Here is an 18,426-nt window from a genome sequence, read left to right on the forward strand (position 1 = left end):
CGGTCGCTGACGTCCGCTGTGCGGAACGGCGCTGCGGAATCGGCCACTCCAGAACACATGGCGAGGGCCTGCGGCGGGGCCGCGACGGCCGCCCGGAGGGAACGCTCCCGGTCCGGGACAATGTGCGTATGGACATTCTCTGGTTCCTGATCGCGGTGGGCGTGCTGTTCGCCGCCCTCGGCCCCTTCCTGCTGCGCAGGAGGAGCGGCGGCATCCGGCTGGCCGCGCCCGGATCGCCCGACGCCGCCGATCCGGAGAGCTACGGCTTCGTACGGCAGGAGGCCCTGGACGTACGGCTTCCGGGCCCCGACCAGGACCTCCTGGACGTCCTCGACGTCGTGCAGCGCACGCAGGACTGGCGGGCGGCGCAGCAGCTCCTCGCGGGTACGCCGAAGGAGGGCGAGGTGCGCTGGCAGCGCGTCCAGGCCTTCGCGGGCGCGGCGTCCCTCGAACTGGCCCAGCGACCGGGCGAGGGGGGCCGCTGGCTGCGGGACTGGCGTTCCGAATCCCCCAAGGACGCGGGCGGCGCACAAGTTCACGCAGAATTCTTGGTGCAGCAGGCCTGGCGGTCGTCCTCCGCCGACAAGGACGACTGGCGGATCATCCTGGAGGAGTCCCGCGACCTGTGCGCGCAGGCCGCCCTCCTCGCCCCCGGCGACCCGATCCCGTACATCATCGAACTCTCCATCGCGCGCGGACTCGCCTACCCCAGGCCCGAATTCGACCGCCTCTGGGCGAAAGTGATCGACCGCGCACCGACGCACATGGGGGCGCACCTGGTCGCCCTGCACTACCTCTCGGAGAAGTGGCACGGTTCGCGCGCCGAGTCCGACTCGTTCGCCACCATGGCCGCCTCGCGCGCCCCCCAGGGCTCGCTCCTCGCGGCCCTCCCCCTCTTCTCCGTCTACGACCACCTCCCCGAGGTGGTCCTGGTCAGCAGCTTCTACCAGAGCGCGGTGGTGACGCGGGCCATGGAGGGCGCGCTCTTCGCGGTGCACGCGGCCCGCCCGGACGACCCGATGCTGGCGCACGTCCGCCACCTCCTGATCCTCTTCCTGGTCCGCTCGGAACGCTGGGCGGAGGCCGTCCGGCAGATCGCCGCCGTCGACGGCTACGTGGGCGCGCTCCCCTGGACCCACAACCCCGACCCGGCCGCCGACTACACCCTCCACCGGAACCTGGCGGTCGCGGGCTACGAGTCCAACGGCGGGAGCCCGGCGACGCTGCGGCCGTAACCGCTCGGTGTGTGGGGGCGGCCGGGAATCCCGGCCGCCCCCACACCGTTGTACGTACCGACCCACCCGTGCCCCTGGAGGAACCATGCTCTTCGGCCGTACGCCGCAGCTCCCGACCCCCGAGCAGGCCCTGAAGGGCCGCACCACCCCCGAATTCGAGGTCCCCTCCCGCCACACGGTGCTGGGCAACCCCCTCCTGGGCCCGTACCCCGAGGGCCTGGAGATCGCCGACTTCGGGCTGGGCTGCTTCTGGGGGGCGGAGCGGAAGTTCTGGCAGACCCCGGGCGTGTGGACGACCCTGGCGGGCTACCAGGGCGGCTCGACCCCGAACCCCGCGTACGAGGAGGTCTGCTCGGGCCTGACGGGCCACACGGAGGTCGTCCGCGTCGTCTTCGACCCGGCCGTCGTCTCCTACGCCTCCCTCCTCAAGCTCTTCTGGGAGTCCCACAACCCCACGCAGGGCTTCCGCCAGGGCAACGACGTAGGCACTCAGTACCGCTCGGCGATCTACCCCCACTCCCTGGAGCAGCTGCGCGAGGCGGAGTCCTCCCGCGACGCCTACCAGGAGGTCCTCACGGGCAACGGCTACGGTCGCATCACCACGGAGATCCTCCCTGCCGCCGACAACCCCTTCTGGCCGGCCGAGCCGTACCACCAGCAGTACCTGGACAAGAACCCCGCGGGCTACTGCGGAATCGGCGGCACGGGCGTCTCCTGCCCGATCGGGGTGGCTCCGGCCGGGGAGCGGTAAGCGGCCGGCGGGCCCGTGCCCGGTCAGCAACCATGGCCCGATGGACGAACCCCTCTCCCCCGACGCCTCCGCCGTCCTCACCGCCCTGCTCGACGGACCGGGCCCGGTCCTCGCCGCGCTGCGTGCGCAGGTTCCGTATGTGCGGGTGACGGGCCGGTGCGGATGCGGGTGCGTGACCGTGGACCTGGAGGTGGACCGGGGCGCCGTGGCGGCGGCGCCCGGGCACGACCGGCCGGTGGTGGAGGCCGGATATGCGGATGACGAGTACGGGGCCGGGGTGCTGCTGTTCACGGCGGAGGGGTACGTGTCGGGGCTGGAGATCTACTCCGCGTCCGGCGACCCGGTCACGGAGTGGCCCGATGCGGCCGGGCTGGAGATCGAACGTCGGCCCGGCTTCGAGCGGGGCGTTGTCAGTGGTGGGGGCTAGCAGCGGCCCGTGGGCGAGAATCCCGGTTGCGGCGGCCGGCCCGACGGCGTCACGGACCGGGATCTGCCGATCCTTGAAGTCGACCACGTCGAGGAGATCGCCGGGGGTGGGGCGGGGTGCGGGGTGCTCAGCCCAGTTCGAGGGTGGAGATGCCGTAGAGGGCGGGGTGGTCGATGCGTGGGGGTGTGCCCGTGTACATGCGGGAGGTTTCGAAGGTGGGGGTCAGGGTGAGTTCGGTGGCGAGGGTGAGGGCGGCGGGGTTGGTGTCGGGGATGTCGAGGGCGATGGGGGTGTTCTGGGCGAGGTGGGTCAGGAGGGTGGTGGCGATGGCGGGGGTGTCGGCGTAGAAGGGGCCGATGCGGGAGGCCGTCGTGCAGGTGCGGCGGACGGCGAGGCCGACGAGGTGGCCGTCCTGGAGGGCGGCGAGTGAGGTGCGGTGCGGGGCGGTGAGCCAGGAGGCGAGGAAGGTGTCTCGGGCGGTGGGGAAGAAGCGGCGGTCGTAGGCGGCGAGGAGGGCGAAGGGGAGGGTCGTGGCGTCGGTGAGGGTGACGCCGGGTGGGGTGGGGGTGGGGTCGGTGGGGACGACGCCTTCGTAGCGGGTGTTGGTCCAGGCGGAAGTGAAGCCGGATTTGCGGTAGTTGGGCTGTTGGGCGACGACGCCGTCGAGGCCGACGTTGCGGCCGGTGAGGCGAGACATTCCGGCGTTCCAGGTCTGGATTCCGTAGCCCTGGCCGCGTACGTCGGGGCGGGTCAGGTAGAGGCCGAGGAAGGCGTGGTCGGTGCCGTAGCGGACCACCGAGATGCTGGAGACCGGGGTGGGGTCGTCGGGGCGGCGGGCGATCAGGAAGCCGTGCGGGTCGGTCGCGAGGAAGGGCTGGAGGTCGGCGAGTCCGGGGTTCCAGCCTTCGGCTTCCGCCCAGGTTCGGGTGAGGTGGAGGTCCTGGACGGTGGCGGTGGTGATGGTGGCCTCGGGGTGGTGCGGGGGCATGTGGCGCTCCTCGGGTGGGGGTGGGGGTGTGGGCAGGGGATCACTGCCCAGGTGAGGAGCAGGGGATTCGGGGTGGTCGGTGGTCGGGTGCCGTCAGGTGCGGGGGAAGTGGAGTGCCACGTCCAGCATCGAGTGCTGGAAGACGCCGAAGTGGTTGGTGGTCGGGCCCTGGTCGACGAGGGTGACGTGGCGGGTGCCGTGGGCCTTCAACTGGCGGGCGCAGCTTCGGGTGTTGGCGATGACGGATTCGTGGTCGCCGGTCGCGCTGTAGAGGGTGACGGGGAGGTTCGGGCGCCAGGCGCAGGTCGTGTCGATGGAGCGGATCGCCCGGAGGAAGTTGCCGGTGGGGTGGGCGAGGTTGGCGTACCAGGCGGGGGTGAGGAGTTCCTGGAGGGTGGCGGGGAGCTGGGGGATGATCTCCTCCTCCTTGTGGGTGCCGTCGAAGAGGGATTCGACGCGGGCCGCGTACGGGGCGCGGAAGACCTCGGCCGGGTCCGTGTAGAGGGGCGGGGTGTGGAGGTTCTTGTGCGCGGTGAGTACGTACGCGATGAGGATCACGGCGGCGCGGCCCGGCACGGATCCGTCGGCCATGGACGGGAGTTCGGCGTGTTCGAGGTCGTAGGGGCCCGATCCGGTACGGAGTCCGCTCAGGCGGGCGTGGCGGACCGCGCCGGACGCCACCGCCCGGCCCACCGCCATCGCCACGTGGCCGCCCTGCGAGAAGCCGGTGACGTACGTGTCGTCGGAGAGGCGGAACTGGCGGAGCGAGCGGACCGCTTCGAGGAGGTCGAGGGTTGCGGAGACGGCGGACTGCTGGTGCATGAAGGGGTGCCGGTCGGGGCTCTCGCCGAGGCCCAGGTAGTCGGGTACGAGTACGGCTCGGCCGCCGGCCGCGTACACCTGGGCGGCGGTGCCGTCCGGGCCCTGGGGGGCGACGGAGGGGGCGCGGCCCTTGAAGGTCATCGAGCCGTGGGTGTGGAGGACGGTGGGGAGGGGGCGGGGTCGTTCGCCCTTGCCGGTCACCGGTACGGCGAGGAGGCCGGAGGCGGTGGTGGGGGTGCCCTGAGGGGTGGTGGTGCGGTAGCGGACGCGGTAGGTGGTGACGGGGTGCACGATCGCCTTGCGGTACTGGGGGTCGGTGCCGGTGAAGCCGTGTTGGCGGGCGGAGGTGGTGATTTCGGTGGGGGTGCGGGTGGCTAAGGGGGTGATGGAGAGGGGGGTGGGGCCCTGAGTGGGCCCCTGGGCGGGGGACTGGGCCTGGGCCGGGGTGGTGGCGAGGGTGGCCAGTGTGGCTGCGGCGAGGGCGGCGGAGCGCCAACTCCCCTGGCGGGTAAGCCTCTTGGGCTGAGTTCGGGTCATGTGGAGAGGGACGAGGGGGTGGGGGTGGAGGGTTGATTCGGGTGGGGAGGTGGTGGGGCTGGCCCGTGTCGGGGGTGCGGGCCCTCGGGCCGGGAGGGGGCGGGCCGGTGCCGGGGGGCGCGGGCAGGGGCCGGGACCGGGGCGGGCCCGGATCGGGCGGGCCGCCCCCTTGCCCGCCCGTCCCGCCCCCGGGGGGCGGCCCCGCCGCCCAAGGGGACGAGGGAAGAGGGAGGGGGGCGGCTTCGCCGCCAGGGGGGATGGTGCCCGGAGGGCATCCATCTAGGGGCGCGGGGAACTGCGCGACCAGCCACGACGCACCCGCACGGAACCGGGACCACCCTCACCCCTCACGGGACCCCCCGCGCAGGACCAAGCAGGAGAAGACCGCCGCGCCCACCATCACCCCCGCCGCCCCGAAGGCAGCCACGTTCAGGCCGTCGGTGAAGGCGGTGCGGGCGGCGGAGAGGAGGGGTTCGGCGGAGGCCGGCGGCAAGTGGGCCGCCGAGGCCAGCGCGCCGCCCAGGGTTTCCCGTACCGGAGCGGGGTCGAAGGCGGACATGCCCCGCGTGTAGACCGCCGCCCCGATGCTCCCCAGGATCGCCATCCCCAGCGCACCCCCGAACTCCGTGCCGGATTCCACGACCGCCGCCGCCGCACCCGCCCGCTCCGGCGGGGCCGCGCCGAGGGCCATCTCGTTGGCCAGGGTCATGGCCACGACGATCCCGCCGACGTACAGCGCACAGCCGGTCAGGACGTACCAGAGGGCGGAGTCCACGGACACCTGGGTGAGCCAGAGGAAGCCGCCCGAAGCGAGGAGGAAGGCCCCGGTCATCACGTACGCACGGTCCAGACGGGCGGCCAGCGTCGCGCCCAGCGGCGCCAGGACCGGCACGGCGACCGACGGGACCAGGCTCCACAGCGCCGCTTCGAGCGGGCTCATGCCGCGCACCGACTGGAGGTACTGCGTGAAGAAGACCGCGAACCCGACCGTCCCGAACATCGCGATGACGTTCGCCAGCATCGCCCCGCCGAACATGCGCTGACGGAGGAGGGGGACGTCGATCATCGGGGAGGAGAGAGTGCGCTGCCGACGCAGGAAGAGCAGGCCGAGGGCAAGGCCCGCCACGATGGACAGGCAGGGGGTCAACTCCAGCCCGTGCTTGGCGAGTTCCTTGATGCCGTGGATGACGGGCAGGACCGCCGCCAGGGACAGCACCGCACTCGTGACGTCGAAGCGGCCCGCCGTCGGGGACTTGAACTCCGGGAGGAGGAAGGGCGCGAGGGCCAGGAGCAGCAGCATGGCGGGGAGGTTGATCAGGAAGACGGAGCCCCACCAGAAGTGTTCCAGGAGCAGGCCGCTGAGGACCGGGCCGAGGGAGATCCCGGCGGTCATGACGCCCGTCCACGCCGTGATCGCCTTGGCCCGCTGGCCCGCGTCACGGAAGAGGTTGCGGATGAGGGCGAGCGTGGAGGGCATCAGGGTCGCCCCGCCGATGCCGAGCAACGCCCGTACGGCGATGAGCATTTCGGGCGTGGTGGCGTACGCGGCGGCCACCGAGGCCGCCCCGAACGCCGCCGCCCCGCACAGCAGCAGCCTGCGCCGCCCGATGCGGTCGCCGAGCGCCCCCATGGTGATGAGCAGCCCGGCGAGCACGAACCCGTACACGTCCAGGATCCACAGCTGCTGCGTGGCGCTGGGGGCGAGGTCGCGGCCGATGTAGGGGATCGCGAAGTAGAGGACGGACACGTCCATGGAGACGAGGAGGAGCGGCAGCATCAGGACGCCGAGGGCGGTCCATTCGCGGCGACCCGCGAGGGGCGCGGGGGCGGGCGGGGGTGCGGTGGTGGTCATGGCGGGCTCCCGAGGAGTGTGGTGCGTGCGGCTGTCTGTACGTCGTACGCAAGCTCTGTGCGTACGAGATAAACAGCCCGGCTCGGAAGCAGCCAGGGCCGACCTAGTGCACTGCCGCAGAGGGGCAGTTGGGGCCCTGGTGCACTAGTGCAGTGCACTAGTACGGTACGGCCATGACCCGCGACACACCCCCTGCCGCCGCCCCCGCCGCTCCCGCTGTCCCCGCCACCCCCTCCGCCCGCATCGCCGACGCGATCCGCCGCCGCATCGCCTCCGGCGACCTCTCCCCCGGCGACCGGGTGCCCTCCACCCGGGAGATCACCCGCGAGTGGGGCGTCGCCATGGCCACCGCCAGCCGGGTGCTCGCACTGCTCGCGCAGGAGGGCCTGGTCCGGGCGGTTCCGGGCGTGGGTACGGTCGTGGCGCCACCGACGACCGGCACGCGGCCCGCGCACGCACCCGCGCCGGGCGCGCTCACCCGGGAGCGGATCGTCCGCACCGCCGTGGCGCTCGCCGACGCGGAGGGGCTCGGCACGCTCACCATGCGCCGGGTCGCCACCGAGCTGGGCACCTCCACGATGGCCCTGTACCGGCACGTCCCCGGCAAGGCGGACCTGGTGCACCTGATGTCGGAGGCGGCGTTCGCGGAGCGCCCGCTCGGGTCGCCCGCACTGGGCGGGTGGCGGGCCCGGCTCACGTACTCCACGCGGTGGCTGTGGCGGATGTACGTCCGGCACCCCTGGATGGCGCAGGCGATGGCCGCGCTGACTCGCCCGCAGGCCGCCCCGCACGCGATGCGGTACACGGAGTGGGTGCTGCACGCGCTGAGCGGGCAGGGGCTCACGCCGTCCCAGATGATGCACGTCCACCTCACCCTGTTCGGGCACGCCCAGGGCCTGGCCGGGACCCTGGAGCAGGAGAACAGGGCCCGGCAGGACACCGGGATGACCTCGGAGGAGTGGCTCGCGACCCAGGAGGCGCGCGCGGCGGAGGTGCAGGCGGCGGGCGGCTTCCCGGTCCTGAGTTCGTACTTCGAGCAGGACGGGTTCGAGCTGGACCTGGAGAGCCTGTTCACGTTCGGGGTGGAGCGGATCCTGGACGGGGTGGCGGTGCTCATCTCCCGTACGAATGCGCCCTCTTGAGGGTCTGTCAGCTCTCCGCCTGCGCCTCCCGGATGCGGGCTGCGGTCCTTGAGGGGTCGTAGTCCTCGGGGACGCCCTCGACCAGGATGATGTCGCCGGGGAGGTGCTTGGTGCGCAGCGGGACGATCTCCTGGTAGGCGGGGGACGCGTACCAGGCGCGGGCGGAGTCCAGGTCCGGGAAGGCGACCAGGACGGGGGCGCCGTGCCAGGAGCCCTCCAGGACCTCGTGCTCCTTGAAGTGGACGAGGAAGCGGCCGCCGAAGGGGTCGAGGGTGCTCTGCATGCGCTCGACGTAGGTGAGGACGTCGTCGTTGATCGGGCCGGGGCCGATGTGGGCGATGGCGTAGGCGGTCATGTCCCGTTCCCTTCGGTGGGTCTGCTCGGAGGGTCTGCCGGGGGTGCGAACTCCGGCTTCCTCGCGTTGAGTTGAATCGTGCCGCAGAGGGTGGGCGGGGTCGATTACGTGCGGGGTAAAGAGGCGGGCGGGGAAAGGCCCGGGGAGCTGCGTCATGATGTGCGCATGACTTATCCACGGGGGCCGCAGCAGCCACACCCTCACCCACAGCAGCCATACGCTCAGCAGCCGTACCCGCCGGGGCAGTACCCTCCGCCGCAGGGCCAGTACGTCCCGCAACAGGGCCAGTACGCACCGCCGCAGGGCCAGTACGTCCCTCAGCAGGGCCAGTACGCACCGCCCCAGGGCCAGCACCCCTATCCGTACGGGCCGCACGCACCCCAGCACCCTCAGCAGCCCCAGTACCCCCAGCCGCCCCAGCGCCCCCGCGTCCCCGCCCGCGCCGGTGAAGGCCGGCGCTACCTCGCCGTCACCATCGACGGCATGATCGCCCTGTTCGGCGGGCCCCGGATCTTCCCGCCGGACGCGGCGACGATGAGCGGGCCCGAGATGTTCGGGGTGCTCGTGGTCGCCGTGGTCGGGACGTCGCTGGTGAACCAGTACGTGCTGACGCTGCTCTTCCGCGGCAGCGTCGGCAAGCTGATCACCGGCATCCGCGTGGTGCGGGCCGCCGACGGGGGCCGCCCCGGGCCGATCAGGACGCTGGTGCGCTGGCTGGGCGGGCTGTGCTGGATCCCGCTCCAGCCCTGGTACTGGCTGCGGGACTTCTTCCGGATGGCCTCCGGCTCCCGCAGCACCCCGCGCGGCACGCTCGGGGACAACGTCGAGGGCGACCTCTACGACGACATGGCGGGCCTGCGCTACGTACGCCGCAAGGACCTCTGACCGCAGGACCGACCGCAGGACCGACCGCAGGACCGACCGACCGCAGGACTCCCGGACGCGAAAAGGCGGGCGCCCCCTTCGAAAAGGGTGCGCCCGCCCTCGTACGAGCAGAGAAGCCGGAGGATCAGACCTCCGAACCCGCCTTCCAGGCCGCCCAGTCCAGGTTCCAGCCGTTGAGGCCGTTGTCCGGCTTGATGGTCTTGTCCGGGGAGTTCTTCACGATGACGACGTCGCCGACGATCGAGTTGTTGAAGAACCACGAGCCCGGCGTGTTCGGGTCGTCCGCGCCCTGGGTGTCGGAGAGGCCGACGCAGCCGTGGCTGGTGTTGGCGCTGCCGAAGATGGACTTCGCGCCCCAGTAGTTGCCGTGGATGAAGGTGCCCGACGTGGACAGCCGCATGGCGTGCGGGACGTCCTTGATGTCGTACTCGCCCTTGCCGTCGTCGTCCGTGAAGCCGACCGTCGCACCGTCCATGCGGGTCTCCTTGAACTTCTCGGAGATCACCATCTTGCCGTTGTACGTCGGGTTGGACGGCGAACCGGCGGAGATCGGGATGGTCTTGACGACCTTGCCGTCCTGCGTGACGGTCATCTTCTTGGTCTTGGCGTCGACCGTGGAGACCTGGTTGCGGCCCACGGTGAACTTCACCGTCTTGTCCTGGACGCCCATGACGCCGTCGGCGCCCTCGACGCCGTCCAGCTTGAGCTTCATGGTGACCTGGGAGCCGCCCTTCCAGTAGTCCTGGGGGCGGAAGTCGAGGCGCTGGGAGTCGAACCAGTGGCCGACGACCTCCTGGCCGCTGCTGGAGGAGACCGTGATGCCCTGCTGGACGGCCTTCTTGTTGGTGATCGCCTTGTCGAAGCGGATCGAGACCGGCATGCCCACGCCGACCTTGGAGCCGTCCTCGGGCGTGAAGTTGCCTATGAAGCTGTTCTTCGGGGAGACCGTGGTGAAGGAGCGGTTCTCGTGCGCCTTGCGGTTGTCGCCGTCGACGGCGGTGGCGCTCAGCTTGTAGACCGTGGCGCGCTGGAGGCGGGTGTCGGGCTTCCAGCTCGCACCGTCGGCGGCGATGGTGCCCTTGACCTCCTTGCCGGCGGCGTCGGTCAGCTTGACCTCGGTGAGCTTGCCGTCGGCGACGGTGACCTTGGCGTCGTTGTTGATGCCGACGTTGGTGGCACCGGACTTGGGGGAGATCTCTATTCGGGCCTTGGAGGTGTCCTTGGCGGCTGCCGCGTCGGACTGCTCCTGCGACTTCTTCGACCCGTCGGCGTCGCTCTTGCCGCCGTCGCCCTTGCCGTCGTCGCTACAGCCCGAAAGCACCAGAACGCCGCCGAGCAGCGCGGACGCGTACGCCAGACCCCTGCGCCGCTTGCTGTTCGTGATCACACGCTTCTCCATCGTTGCCGATTTCCCCGCAGCCGCCGGGGCGCGGACCTGGCCGAAAACCCGGGTCCCGCCGGGCAGCACTTCCCCTGCCAATGCTGTTACAACCCCGGATCCGACGCCGCCGTTCCACTTTTGAGCAAAGTGTGGTCAACGCCACTCACCGGGGCCACGGGCCGAGACCCGTGCACTTCCGACGCTACGCCGCCCCTTTTGCCCCTGCTCGGGCGGGGTCATGCGGGGGGCAAGGGTGGTTTCCGGCCGGATTTCCGGACGCCGGAACCAAGAATTCCGCCCCCACACGCCTTTCCTCCGACCCGCTGCTTTCATTAGCATCGGCCCGCACGACCAATTCGCGGGTGCCTCAAGGGGGATCGATACCGTGACCGCACTCCGACCGCTGCTCACCGCCACCGCCGCAGGCGGGCTGCTGGCCGCGCTGTGGTTCGTACCGTCGGCGAACGCGACGGTGGAAACCCCGCAGGCGCAGGGCGCACAGACGCAGGGCACTCGGGCCGCCGAGAGGCAGAAGCCCACGCAGGCCCAGCAGGCCGCGCACGGGCCGAACGCCGCCGCGCCCGACAAGGCCGCGCCGGCCAAGCCGGGCAAGGACGCCGCTCTCGCGCTCGCCGACACCGGCAGCGTCGACACCACCCCGTACCTCATCGGCGGGACGGCCTTCCTCGGTATCGGCGCGGGCTTCGTCACGTACTCGGTACGTCGTCGGGGCGCGCTGCCCGTCTAAGCGCGAGGGCTCTCCGGGATCTCCCCCCGGTCCAGTGCGGCCAGGTGCTCGTTCATGGTGACGTGCAGGTCGTTCAGGAAGGCCTCGAACTGCTGGAGCTGCTCGGCCGGGTAGCGGGCCAGCATCCCGCCGATGCGCTCCCCCAGCGGCCGGAAGAAGTCGTCCGTCAGCTCCTGGACGCGGGCGCTGCCGCGCAGGGTGACGATCCGCCGGTCGGTGGTGCTCTCCCGGGTGCGTACGACGTGGCCCGCCTTCTCCAGCCGGTTGAGCAGGGCGGTGGTGGCGCCGGAGGAGAGCTGGATGCGCTCGCTGAGGCGGGCCGGGGAGAGGGGCGCCCCCCTCTCCTCGCCGTACAGGATCTGCACCAGGGCGTGGGCGTCGGTGGTGTGCAGGCCGAGCCAGTCCGCGAACCGCCGACCCACCTCCTGGTAGTCGGCGCCGTACAGCCGCAGCCCCTCGGTGAGGCGGTCCTGCCGGCCCTCGATGCCGTCGGCGGCGGTGGGGCCGCGCTGCTGGAGCTTCGCGAGCCGCACCTGCTCCGCCGCGTCCGTCTGCAGGCGCTCCGCCGCATCCGTCTGCTGGTGCTCCGCAGCATCCGTCTGCTCGTGCTCCGTCGCGTCCATCGAGGCAGTCCGCTTCTCTCTTGAGGCCATTGCGTACGGCCCAACCTAACCGGCGACCGGAGCCCGCTTCCCCTCCTCCTCCGCCGAGGTCGCGGCCCGTACCCCCGCCGAGGGGATCAGCGCGGTGGCGATCAGGCCGAGGACGACGAAGGCCGCCGCGACGTAGCCGCCGAGCGTGATGCCCTCGGTCATCGCCCAGCGGGCGGCGTCGGCGACCGGTGCGGTGGCCGGGTTGCCGGAGAGCGGGCCGATGGCCGCGCCCGCGCTGTCGGTGACGGCCTGGGTGAGCTTGTCGGCCTGGCCGGCGGGCAGGCCGAGGCTGTCGAGCCGGTCGCCGAGCTTGCCGCTGAGGGTGGTGAAGAAGAGCGTGGTGAGGACCGCGATGCCCAGTGCCGAGCCGAGCTGGCGGAAGGCGCTCTGGATGCCGGAGCCCTGGCCCGCGCTGTTCTCGGGGATCTCGGCGAGGACGACGTTGGTCACCTGGGCGGTGGCGAAGCCGACTCCGATTCCGTACAGGAAGAGCACCAGCGCGACCGTCCACCAGGGGCTGTCGGTGGCGGCGATGAGCCCGAGCCCCGCCAGCCCGACGACTTCCAGCGCGAGGCCGATGCGGAGCTGGTTGAGGGCGTGCACCTTGGCCGCGAGCCCGAAGCTGGCACCGCTGGCGACGAAGCTGCCGATGGCCACGGGGACGAGCGCAAGCCCCGCCTGCACGGCGCTGTAGTCGAGCGTGAACTGCAGCCACAGCGGCAGTACGGCGACGATCCCGAACTCACCGAGCCCGATGATCAGCGTCGCGACGTTGCCGTTGCGGAAGGACGAGATCGAGAACAGCCGTACGTCCATGAGCGCCCGGGACGGGTCGCCGCTGCGGGTGATCGCGGCCTGGCGGGTGACGAAGGCCAGCAGCGAGACGACGGAGAGGACGAGCGCGACCAGGACGGGCGAGGGGCCGCCGTCCCAGTGGAAGCCGAGGAGGTCGAGGGGCCGGGTCGTCGCGAACCAGCCGTACGTACGTCCCTCGACCAGGCCGAAGGCGAGCAGACCGAGGCCGACGACGGAGAGGGCGGCGCCGACGGCGTCGATCTTCCCCTTGGTCTTCGGGGACGGGGCGAGGTAGAGGAACGCGCCGACCAGGATGAGGAGCGAGAGCGGGACGTTGATGCCGAACGCCCAGCGCCAGGTGGCGTGTTCGGCGAGCCAACCGCCGAGGAGGGGGCCGAGGGCGGAGGCCGCGCCGATGGTGGACCCCCAGACGGCGAAGGCCTGGCCGCGGGCCTTGCCGGTGAAGGTGGCGTTGAGGAGGGAGAGGGAGGTCGGCAGGATCATCGCCGCGCCGGCGCCCTGGAGGAAGCGGGCCACGACCAGCAGCTCCCCGTTGGGGGCGAGCCCGGCGAGGACGCTGGTCGCGCCGAAGACCACCACACCGGCGATGAAGATGCGGCGGGCCCCGACGAGGTCGGCGAAGCGGCCGACGAGGAGGAGGAGTGCGGCGAAGACGATCGCGTAGGACTCCTGGATCCACTGCGCCTGGCCGGAGTTGACGTCGAGGTCCTCGATGACGGACGGGACGATCACGTTGACGATCGTGGTGTCGACGACGATCAGGGCGACGCCGAGGGCGATGGCGATGAGGCCCAGCCAGCGGTGCGCTCCGCTGGGGGGTGCGGGGTCTTGATTCACGGTACCTCCACGGTGAAGTATTTCCACCGTGAAGGTAACAGGGGGACGCGCGAGGGTGCAATCCGATTCCCCTCCGCCCCCGCCCCCCTTGGGCGCGCCCCCTTTCCGCCTCGCCCCCTTGGGCGCCCCCCCCCCCGGGGCGGGACGGGCGGGCAAGGGGGCGGCCCGCCCGATCCGGGCCCGCCCCGGCACCGCCCCCTGCCCGCACCCCGAGCACCGGCCCGCCCCCTCCCGGCCCGAGGGCCACGCACGCGGAAGGGGCGCCCGGCGGCAATTCCGCCGAGCGCCCCTCCCCGTACCCGTCAGGCGACTACGCCAGCGCCCCCGTCACCGACTCCACCGCCACCACCAACCCCCCACTCCGCACAAAAGCGTCCGCCGCCGCGAGGTCCGGCGCGAGGAAGCGGTCAGGACCGGGGCCCTGGACACCCGCCGCCCGCACCGCCTTGATGGCCGCCTGCGACGCCGGCGCCGCCGTCAGCCCCTCCCGCAGCTCGATGCCCCGCGTCGCCGCGTACATCTCCACCGCCACGATCCGCGCCAGGTTGTCGATCGCCGTCCGGAGCTTGCGCGCCGCCGACCACCCCATCGACACGTGGTCCTCCTGCATCGCGGAGGACGGAATGGAGTCCACCGACGCCGGGTTCGCCAGCCGCTTCATCTCACTCACCAGCGCCGCCTGCGTGTACTGGGCGATCATCAGCCCCGAGTCCACCCCCGCGTCGTCCGCGAGGAACGCGGGCAGCCCGTGCGAGCGGTTCTTGTCCAGCAGGCGGTCCGTGCGGCGCTCCGCGATCGACCCGAGGTCGGCCGCCGCGATCGCCAGGAAGTCCAGGACGTACGCGACCGGCGCCCCGTGGAAGTTGCCGTTCGACTCCACGCGGCCGTCGGGGAGGACGACCGGGTTGTCGACGGCCGCCGCCAGTTCGCGCTCGGCGACGGTCTGGGCGTACGCGATCGTGTCGCGCCCCGCACCCGCCACCTGCGGCGCACACCGCACCGAGTACGCGTCCTGCACACGCGGCGCGTCGTCCTGATGGTGACCGGTCAGCCCCGAACCCTCCAGCACCCGCAGCATGTTGTCGGCGGAGGCGCCCTGGCCCGGGTGCGGACGGATGACGTGCAGCTCGGGCGCGAGCACCTTGTCCGTACCGAGCAGCGCCTCCAGGCTGAGCGCCGCCGTGATGTCCGCCGACGTGTACAGCCGCTTCAGATCGGCGATCGCCATGATCAGCATGCCGAGCATGCCGTCCGTGCCGTTGAGGAGGGCCAGCCCCTCCTTCTCCTTCAGTTCCACGGGTACGATCCCGGCCTCGGCCAGCAGCTCGCCCGCCGGGCGCACCACCCCGTCCGGGCCCTCCGCGTCCCCCTCGCCCATCAGCGTCAGCGCACAGTGCGAGAGCGGCGCCAGGTCACCGGAGCACCCCAGCGACCCGTACTCGTGGACGACCGGCGTGATCCCGGCGTTCAGCACGTCGGCCATGGTCTGCGCGACCTCGGGACGTACGCCCGTGTGGCCGGACGCGACCGTCTTCAGCCGCAGGAACATCAGCGCGCGCACGACCTCGCGCTCGACCCTCGGCCCCATGCCCGCCGCGTGCGAGCGCACGATGTTGCGCTGGAGCTGGGCGCGCAGCTCGTGGCTGATGTGCCGGGAGGCGAGCGCGCCGAACCCGGTGGACACCCCGTACACCGGCTCCGGCTTGGCGGCCAGCGCGTCCACGATCTCGCGCGAGGCGGCGAGCGCGGCCACGGCCTCGGCGGTCAGCTCGATGCGGGCGTTGCCACGGGCGACGGCGATGACGTCGTCGACGGTGGTGCCGGAGGTGCTCAGGAGGACGGTGGCGGCAGCCGGGGCGGCCGGAACGGCGGTGTGCATATCCATATTCAGGAGCCTACGTTTTGAATGCGCGCCTGTCACTAGCCCTGGGCGGGTTGACCCCTTACGCGGCTACGGCTCGCCCACCGTCCTGCGGTCGGCCAGATCGTAGACGTCGCACCCCTGCGACTTCGCGCCGGGCGGGCCCTGGGTGAGGAACCAGCGGCGGTCCGAGCCGGGGACGCGCTGGAGCTCGGGCCACTTGACCGTGCCGTCGCTCCAGCGGTAGGCGAGGGCGCCGACGGTGGGCGGGGCCCAGCCGAGGACGAGTTCGCCGCCCTCCGAGGAGGGGACCGCGGTGACGGCCGTGTGGGTCCGGCCGCCGCCCGGGGCGGGGAGTTCCCCGGACGCGAAAACGGCATTGTCCGGCTCGGATCTGTGCACCGCCACGAAGACCGTGCGGTCGTTGCGGTACGGAAGCCTCGCGCCCGGAGTCCTGACCGTGCCCCCGCCGGGCAGGGCGGCGTGCGGCCACTCGCGCCGCATCTTCGCGAGGCGCGCCCAGCCCTCCTTGTCCGTGCGGACCGGAGGGTAGAGGTGGACGACGACGCCCCACTCGCCCGCCCAGACCGAACCGGCGGGCGGCGGAATGTCCGGCTCGGCCGCCATCTGCGAAGGCAGCGGATTCCCCGAAGGATCCTTCACCCCGCCGCCCAGCACGGTCACCGCCAGCGCCGCCGCCAGCAGTCCCACCGCCGCGAGGGAGGCCGCCGCGACCACCCAACTCGCCTTCGAAGCATGGGACTTGACGTCCGACTCCGCCTCCGGGGGCTCCCCGAGATCGGCCCAGTCCGGTCGTACGAGAGGGAGCTCGGCCACCAGGACCGCCCCCGGGCCCTCGTCGGCGACGAACAGCGCACCCCCGTGCCGCACCGCGATCTCACGGGCGATGGCGAGGCCGAGGCCCGCGCCGCCGCCGTCGGCGCGGGTGCGGGAGTCGTCGAGGCGGGTGAAGCGCTGGAAGATCCGGTCGCGGTCGGCGGGCGGGATGCCGGGGCCGTCGTCCCGTACCTCCACGCGGACGGTGCCCCTGTCGCCCCTGCTCAGGACGACCTCCACCTCCGTACGGGCGTGACGGCAGGCGTTGTCGATGAGGTTGCGCAGGAGCCGCTCCAAACGGACCGGGCTGCCGGTGAGCGGCGGGAGGCCGGAGGTGGGGGCGGTACAGGTGACACGGAGGTCGCTGTTGCGGTGAAGGTGGCGGATCTCCTCCACCAAGTCGCTTGCCAGGTCCGCCAGTTGGACCGGCTCCTCACCGTTCGGGGCGGGTCCGTCGATGCGGGTGAGCAGGAGGAGGTCGTCGGTGAGGTGCTGGATGCGGGCGATGTCGGCGAGGGTGCCGCGCACGGTGTGCGGCCAGTCGACGCCCTCGGAGTGGGTGAGGGAGGACTCCAGGGAGGCGCGGAGGCTGGCGATGGGACTGCGGAGTTCGTGCGAGGCGTCGGCGACGAAGCGGGCCTGCCGGTCGGCGGCGGTCTGGAGGCGGTCGAGGGTGGCGTTGAGGGTGCGGGCGAGCTTCTGGAGTACGCCGCCGATGGCGGGGACCGGGACCCGGCGGTCAAGGGAACGGCCGGTGATGTCGGCGAGTTCGGCGCGCATGGCCTCGACGGGACGCAGGGTGAGGCGGGCGGCGGCCCAGCCGGTGAGGACGAGGAGGAGGGTGCCGCAGGTGAGGAGCAGCCACAGGGTGTTGCCGCTGTCGCTGGAGGGGAGCGCGCTCCAGGGCTGTACGAAGCCCCAGACGACGCCCGCCCCGGCGGCGACCGCACCGAGCGCGGCGGGCACCCACCACTGCCTCCTGCCTCGCCACGGCACCAGCCGCCCCAGCGGCTCGGCCACGACCCACCCGGTGAAACCGACGACCACGGCCGTGACGGGCACGGCGAACCCGAATCCGGCATCCCGCGCGGCGTCGGGAGTCGCCCAGGGTTCGGCGGAGTTGAGGTGGTTGGCCCAGATCGCGTGCGCCCACAGCACCATCCCGGCCACCCCGCCCACCACGCACGCGACGCCCCACCGCCGGGCCACCCCTCGTACGGCGAGCACGACGAGGAGGGTCCCGCCGGTCACCCCGTACCAGGGCAGCCCGTCGACGAAGGGGCGGAGCCGCCCGAACGGGTCGTCGGAGGGGGCGACCTCGTAGGCCACCAGCCAGGCAGTGACGAGCAGGGCGTTGACGAGGGCCGCAGCGCCCCCGCCGACGACGGCGACACGGAGCCGAGGGCGGGCGGAAGGGATGCGGGGGCGGCCGGAGGGGGTGCGAGGGCGGGCGCCGGGGGCAGGACGGGAAGCGGAGACAGCGGCCCCGGCAAGCGAACCACCCGCCCCGGCAAGCGGACCACCCGCCCGCACCTCCGAGCCCCCTCGCCCCTCACCCACCGTCCCCCTCCACCCGATACCCCCCGCCCCGCACCGTCCCGATCGCCGCCCGCCCGAACGGCACGTCGATCTTCTTCCGCAGGGCGCTCACGTACACCTCGACGATGTTGAGGTCCCCCTCGTACGACGCGTCCCACACCTCGTCGACCACGTCCGCCTTCGGCACCACCTCCCCCGCCCGCCGCGCCAGGCACTCCAGCACCGCGAACTCCTTGCCCGTCAGGGGTATTCGGGTCTCCCCGCGCCCGCACTCGCGGCCCGCCGGGTCCAGCCACAGATCCCCGAGCCGCAGCACGCTCCCCCGCTTGGCCCCGCCCCGCCGCAGCAGCGCACGCAGCCGGGCCTCCAGCACCACGTACGAGAAGGGCTTGGCCAGGTAGTCGTCCGCGCCCGTGTCGAGCGCCTCGGCCTCGTCGTACTCGCCGTTCTTGGCGGTGAGCATGAGGATCGGGACGTCGTTCCCGGCCCGGCGCAGCCGCTCGCACACGCGGTAGCCGTTGAGGCCGGGCAGCATGATGTCCAGGACGATCGCGCTGTACGGGAATTCACTGGCCCGCCACACCCCGTCCAGCCCGTCGTGCGCCACGTCCACCGCGTACCCGGCGGCGCTCAGCCCCCGCTTCAGGGAGGCGGCGAGGCGCTCCTCGTCCTCCACGACCAGCAGTCTCATGTCCCCCAGTATTCACGGGGGTTGACCGGCCCCCTGAAGGAATCTTCAGGAACCTTCAGGGTCGTCTCA

The 18,426-nt window shown here is 72.3% G+C and carries 16 protein-coding genes; 6 read left to right on the forward strand and 10 right to left on the reverse strand.

Features of this window, described 5'->3' with window-relative positions:
* Nucleotides 1-128 precede the first annotated feature (128 nt).
* The 3 genes from IE269_RS01850 to IE269_RS01860 all read left to right on the forward strand — a co-directional run bounded on the left by IE269_RS01850 (nt 129) and on the right by IE269_RS01860 (nt 2,413).
* A complete protein-coding gene (locus tag IE269_RS01850; RefSeq protein ID WP_189820882.1) occupies nt 129-1,235 on the forward strand; it encodes a hypothetical protein in 1,107 nt (368 codons plus the stop codon).
* An 85-nt stretch (nt 1,236-1,320) separates the two neighbouring features.
* Nucleotides 1,321-1,986 (forward strand): peptide-methionine (S)-S-oxide reductase MsrA, encoded by a 666-nt coding sequence (gene msrA / locus IE269_RS01855; protein ID WP_189820883.1) that lies wholly within the window; start codon nt 1,321-1,323, stop codon nt 1,984-1,986.
* A gap of 40 nt (nt 1,987-2,026) precedes the next feature.
* Nucleotides 2,027-2,413, forward strand: a complete 387-nt coding sequence (locus IE269_RS01860) for a hypothetical protein (protein WP_189820884.1) — start codon at nt 2,027-2,029, stop codon at nt 2,411-2,413.
* A 127-nt stretch (nt 2,414-2,540) separates the two neighbouring features.
* On the opposite strand, the gene IE269_RS01865 is transcribed toward IE269_RS01860, so the two are convergent.
* The 3 genes from IE269_RS01865 to IE269_RS01875 form a co-directional block, all read right to left on the reverse strand.
* Nucleotides 2,541-3,401, reverse strand: a complete 861-nt coding sequence (locus IE269_RS01865) for a GNAT family N-acetyltransferase (RefSeq protein ID WP_189820885.1) — start codon at nt 3,399-3,401, stop codon at nt 2,541-2,543.
* Nucleotides 3,402-3,494: 93 nt separating this feature from the next.
* Nucleotides 3,495-4,760 (reverse strand): alpha/beta hydrolase family protein, encoded by a 1,266-nt coding sequence (locus IE269_RS01870; protein ID WP_189820886.1) that lies wholly within the window; start codon nt 4,758-4,760, stop codon nt 3,495-3,497.
* Between the two features lie 340 nt (nt 4,761-5,100).
* Nucleotides 5,101-6,612 carry an MFS transporter gene (locus tag IE269_RS01875; RefSeq protein ID WP_229897401.1) on the reverse strand — a complete coding sequence of 504 codons (1,512 nt, stop codon included), beginning with the start codon at nt 6,610-6,612 and terminating at the stop codon, nt 5,101-5,103.
* Nucleotides 6,613-6,785: 173 nt separating this feature from the next.
* Between IE269_RS01875 and IE269_RS01880 the strand changes: the two genes are divergently transcribed.
* Nucleotides 6,786-7,754, forward strand: a complete 969-nt coding sequence (locus IE269_RS01880; protein WP_189820887.1) for a TetR/AcrR family transcriptional regulator C-terminal domain-containing protein — start codon at nt 6,786-6,788, stop codon at nt 7,752-7,754.
* A gap of 7 nt (nt 7,755-7,761) precedes the next feature.
* On the opposite strand, the gene IE269_RS01885 is transcribed toward IE269_RS01880, so the two are convergent.
* On the reverse strand, nt 7,762-8,109 hold the full coding sequence (locus IE269_RS01885) for a DUF1330 domain-containing protein (RefSeq protein WP_189820888.1): 348 nt from the start codon (nt 8,107-8,109) through the stop codon (nt 7,762-7,764).
* A 165-nt stretch (nt 8,110-8,274) separates the two neighbouring features.
* Between IE269_RS01885 and IE269_RS01890 the strand changes: the two genes are divergently transcribed.
* Nucleotides 8,275-8,994, forward strand: coding sequence for an RDD family protein (locus tag IE269_RS01890; RefSeq protein WP_189820889.1), 720 nt, complete (start codon nt 8,275-8,277; stop codon nt 8,992-8,994).
* Nucleotides 8,995-9,118: 124 nt separating this feature from the next.
* On the opposite strand, the gene IE269_RS01895 is transcribed toward IE269_RS01890, so the two are convergent.
* Nucleotides 9,119-10,393 (reverse strand): L,D-transpeptidase, encoded by a 1,275-nt coding sequence (locus IE269_RS01895; RefSeq protein WP_189820890.1) that lies wholly within the window; start codon nt 10,391-10,393, stop codon nt 9,119-9,121.
* A gap of 367 nt (nt 10,394-10,760) precedes the next feature.
* Between IE269_RS01895 and IE269_RS01900 the strand changes: the two genes are divergently transcribed.
* Entirely contained in the window at nt 10,761-11,123 is a 363-nt protein-coding gene (locus IE269_RS01900) for a hypothetical protein (RefSeq protein ID WP_189820891.1), read from the forward strand.
* On the opposite strand, the gene IE269_RS01905 is transcribed toward IE269_RS01900, so the two are convergent.
* From IE269_RS01905 to IE269_RS01925, 5 genes are all read right to left on the reverse strand, one after another.
* The gene (locus tag IE269_RS01905; protein ID WP_189820892.1) at nt 11,120-11,746 is read right to left on the reverse strand and encodes a MarR family winged helix-turn-helix transcriptional regulator; all 627 of its coding nucleotides are present in this window, start codon (nt 11,744-11,746) and stop codon (nt 11,120-11,122) included. The genes IE269_RS01900 and IE269_RS01905 overlap by 4 nt on opposite strands.
* A 45-nt stretch (nt 11,747-11,791) precedes the next feature.
* On the reverse strand, nt 11,792-13,429 hold the full coding sequence (locus tag IE269_RS01910) for a DHA2 family efflux MFS transporter permease subunit (RefSeq protein ID WP_189820893.1): 1,638 nt from the start codon (nt 13,427-13,429) through the stop codon (nt 11,792-11,794).
* Nucleotides 13,430-13,739: 310 nt separating this feature from the next.
* Nucleotides 13,740-15,314 (reverse strand): histidine ammonia-lyase, encoded by a 1,575-nt coding sequence (gene hutH, locus IE269_RS01915; protein ID WP_438817518.1) that lies wholly within the window; start codon nt 15,312-15,314, stop codon nt 13,740-13,742.
* 66 nt (nt 15,315-15,380) lie between these two features.
* On the reverse strand, nt 15,381-17,687 hold the full coding sequence (locus tag IE269_RS01920) for a HAMP domain-containing sensor histidine kinase (protein WP_229897402.1): 2,307 nt from the start codon (nt 17,685-17,687) through the stop codon (nt 15,381-15,383).
* Nucleotides 17,680-18,357 carry a response regulator transcription factor gene (locus IE269_RS01925; protein ID WP_189820894.1) on the reverse strand — a complete coding sequence of 226 codons (678 nt, stop codon included), beginning with the start codon at nt 18,355-18,357 and terminating at the stop codon, nt 17,680-17,682. The genes IE269_RS01920 and IE269_RS01925 overlap by 8 nt, the downstream gene beginning before the upstream one ends.
* Nucleotides 18,358-18,426: the final 69 nt, after the last annotated feature.

It is taken from the genome of Streptomyces spiroverticillatus, from assembly GCA_014650415.1.
Lineage (GTDB): Bacteria > Actinomycetota > Actinomycetes > Streptomycetales > Streptomycetaceae > Streptomyces > Streptomyces spiroverticillatus.

What these genes read in the sequence shown, in the direction of transcription:
- IE269_RS01875 (WP_229897401.1), bottom strand. Translation starts at nt 6,612, where the DNA reads ATGACCACCACCGCACCCCCGCCCGCCCCCGCGCCCCTCGCGGGTCGC.
- IE269_RS01870 (WP_189820886.1), bottom strand. Translation starts at nt 4,760, where the DNA reads ATGACCCGAACTCAGCCCAAGAGGCTTACCCGCCAGGGGAGTTGGCGC.
- IE269_RS01925 (WP_189820894.1), bottom strand. Translation starts at nt 18,357, where the DNA reads ATGAGACTGCTGGTCGTGGAGGACGAGGAGCGCCTCGCCGCCTCCCTG.
- msrA (WP_189820883.1), top strand. Translation starts at nt 1,321, where the DNA reads ATGCTCTTCGGCCGTACGCCGCAGCTCCCGACCCCCGAGCAGGCCCTG.
- IE269_RS01865 (WP_189820885.1), bottom strand. Translation starts at nt 3,401, where the DNA reads ATGCCCCCGCACCACCCCGAGGCCACCATCACCACCGCCACCGTCCAG.
- IE269_RS01880 (WP_189820887.1), top strand. Translation starts at nt 6,786, where the DNA reads ATGACCCGCGACACACCCCCTGCCGCCGCCCCCGCCGCTCCCGCTGTC.
- IE269_RS01890 (WP_189820889.1), top strand. Translation starts at nt 8,275, where the DNA reads ATGACTTATCCACGGGGGCCGCAGCAGCCACACCCTCACCCACAGCAG.
- IE269_RS01885 (WP_189820888.1), bottom strand. Translation starts at nt 8,109, where the DNA reads ATGACCGCCTACGCCATCGCCCACATCGGCCCCGGCCCGATCAACGAC.
- IE269_RS01905 (WP_189820892.1), bottom strand. Translation starts at nt 11,746, where the DNA reads ATGGACGCGACGGAGCACGAGCAGACGGATGCTGCGGAGCACCAGCAG.
- hutH (WP_438817518.1), bottom strand. Translation starts at nt 15,314, where the DNA reads ATGGATATGCACACCGCCGTTCCGGCCGCCCCGGCTGCCGCCACCGTC.
- IE269_RS01895 (WP_189820890.1), bottom strand. Translation starts at nt 10,393, where the DNA reads ATGGAGAAGCGTGTGATCACGAACAGCAAGCGGCGCAGGGGTCTGGCG.
- IE269_RS01850 (WP_189820882.1), top strand. Translation starts at nt 129, where the DNA reads ATGGACATTCTCTGGTTCCTGATCGCGGTGGGCGTGCTGTTCGCCGCC.
- IE269_RS01860 (WP_189820884.1), top strand. Translation starts at nt 2,027, where the DNA reads ATGGACGAACCCCTCTCCCCCGACGCCTCCGCCGTCCTCACCGCCCTG.